This is a genomic window from Moritella sp. (assembly GCF_033791185.1).
Lineage (GTDB): Bacteria > Pseudomonadota > Gammaproteobacteria > Enterobacterales > Moritellaceae > Moritella.
Map to the genome: position 1 here is coordinate 1 of NZ_JASJHF010000294.1, position 2,520 is coordinate 2,520.

At 42.3% G+C, this 2,520-nt stretch carries 2 protein-coding genes; both read right to left on the minus strand.

Features of this window, described 5'->3' with window-relative positions:
* Nucleotides 1–296: 296 nt before the first annotated feature.
* Nucleotides 297–875 carry a CDP-diacylglycerol--glycerol-3-phosphate 3-phosphatidyltransferase gene (pgsA, locus tag QNK26_RS16730; protein WP_319225088.1) on the minus strand — a complete coding sequence of 193 codons (579 nt, stop codon included), beginning with the start codon at nt 873–875 and terminating at the stop codon, nt 297–299.
* 49 nt (nt 876–924) lie between these two features.
* A partial coding sequence (uvrC, locus tag QNK26_RS16735; RefSeq protein WP_319225090.1) for an excinuclease ABC subunit UvrC occupies nt 925–2,520 on the minus strand: 1,596 nt, incomplete at its 5' end.

Consider the following 2,520-nt stretch of genomic DNA (forward strand, 5'->3'; position numbering starts at 1 on the left):
GAATTGAACTGGCACGCCTATTAAGCGAGGGATTTTAAATCCCTTGTGTCTACCGATTTCACCACTCGGGCAATTTCTTTCTCATTTTATCTGAGCTGCTTTATTAAACCGCTGTAGACTCTATGTGCTGACGCATTCTACAGACCTAAAAAATAGAGTCAACACCCTTTTAGCAGCAACGAACAAAACGCTCAAGTTTCAACCTAAGCCGTTTGTTTTTTAGCTAAAAGGGGGTGAATATCACCGTCATGCGACATACTCTACAAACAACTAAGGTACTTGCTAGCAATGATGTCTTAATCTTCGCTGGTTAACTCGCCCCACGCCGCAGAAAAGTACTGCACCATAGAAACCACCGTTAACACCATCGCGGCATAAAAAACTAAATACGCAAGGTAGACCATCCAAGGACCTTGTTGCCAAATAAAGCCGCCTAGCGCCATCATTTGGAAACTGGTTTTCCACTTACCTGCGTTACCAACGGCAACATTAGCACGTTTACCAAGGTCTGCCATCCATTCACGTAATCCTGAAATCGCCAGTTCGCGAGCAACCATAATAAGTGCAGGGATCATGATCCATAATGCACTGTGTTCGCCGACGGTTGCTGCGATGCGCTCATGATCACTAGCAACCATTACTAATGCTGTGATCACCATGATTTTATCTGCCACAGGGTCAAGGAATGCGCCAAGCTTACTTGATACATTCCAACGTCTTGCTAAATAACCATCAAGATAATCAGTTGCACCCGCAATAAAAAAGATCCAGGTTGCAATATAAAACGAATTTTCAATCGGTAAATAAAACGCGAGAACAAAAAAAGGGATTAAAATCACGCGAAACAAAGTTAAAATATTGGGTATGTTTTTCATTATTCTCATGCTTTTGAAATTGAAACCCCTATATAGTCCTATATCTTGCTTATTGATGCAATGAATCATAAATTTTTTCTGCCAAATCAATACTTATACCGGGTACTTTTGCAATTTCTTCCCTACTTGCACGACCCAGTTGCTGTAATCCACCCATAAACTTCAATAATACTTGGCGACGCTTTGGCCCGACCCCTGGGATATTTTCTAAAGAGCTGGTGCGTTTGACTTTATTACGGCGAGCACGATGCCCAGTAATAGCAAAGCGATGGGATTCATCACGAATATGCTGCACCAGATGTAACGCAGCTGAATCACTCGGTAAATAGAACTCGGTATCGGCGACATTATCTAACGCTCCCGACAAAATTAATGTTTCTAAACCCGCTTTACGCGTCACACCTTTAGCAATACCTATAATTTGGGGCCGTTTGACGGCAAAGTTATCCGCGTACTGCGTGAGCACTTGCTCCGCTTGTGTCATTTGCCCTTTACCGCCGTCAATAAATAAGATGTCGGGTATCTTTTCAACTTCAGTGACTTTCTTAAAGCGGCGCTCTAATACTTGTGCCATCGCAGCATAGTCATCCCCGCCAGTAATACCACTGATGTTAAAATGTCGATAATCGGCTTTATTGGGCCCGTCACGATTAAATACCACGCAAGATGCCACGGTCTGCTCACCTCCCGTATGACTAATATCAAAACATTCCATACGCTGGATCTTGCCATCAAAACTCAGGACTTTCTCTAATTCTTTAAAGCGATTTAGCACGGTACTCTTGGTTGCTAGCTTAGTGGTTAAAGCCGTTTCAGCGTTAGTAAGCGCCAACCTTAAAAACTTAGCCCGATCGCCACGTTTAGGATTAGTCAGCTTTATTTTACGCCCTGCCAGTTGGCTTAAACTTGCTTCGATTAATTCATGCTCTTCAGGTAGTTCGGTTAAAAGTACTTCTTTAGGGATCGCCTGCTGTGTTTCTTTATTCAGATAATACTGCAGTAAGAATGCTTGAATAACTTCACTATTATCAGTATTGGCAGGCACACTTGGAAAGTAACTGCGGCTACCAAATACTTTACCCGAACGCACAAAGAGCAAATGCACACAGGCAATACCATTTTTGAAAGCAAAGCCAATCACATCCATTTCGCCTAAATCAGACGTTACATATTGCTGCTCTTGGATCGTCCTTAATGCTTGAATTTGATCCCGATAACGCGCCGCTTCTTCAAATGCTAACCGCTGACTGGCATTCTCCATTTTAATGACTAATTGATTAATCACATCGCTATTTTTACCCTTCAAAAATAACGCAGCAAGTTCAACCTGCTGCTTATATTCTTCAGGGTTATCCATTGTGACACAAGGGCCTAAACAACGCTTGAGTTGGAATTGTAAACACGGACGAGAACGATTTTGGTAATAACTATCTTCACACTGACGCACCGGAAATAGCTTCTGCATTAAATGCAGACTTTCTCGCACTGCACTGCCACTTGGATAAGGACCAAAATATTGTCCTTTACGCTTATTTTTACTGCGAATAGAGGTTAATTGGGGATGTTTATGATCGGTTATCAGAATGTAAGGGTAAGACTTATCATCCCGCAGCGAGACATTATAACGAGGTTGGTAACGCTTGAT

Coding starts and splice junctions, on each gene's coding strand:
- pgsA (WP_319225088.1), bottom strand. CDS start 875: ATGAAAAACATACCCAATATTTTAACTTTGTTTCGCGTGATTTTAATC.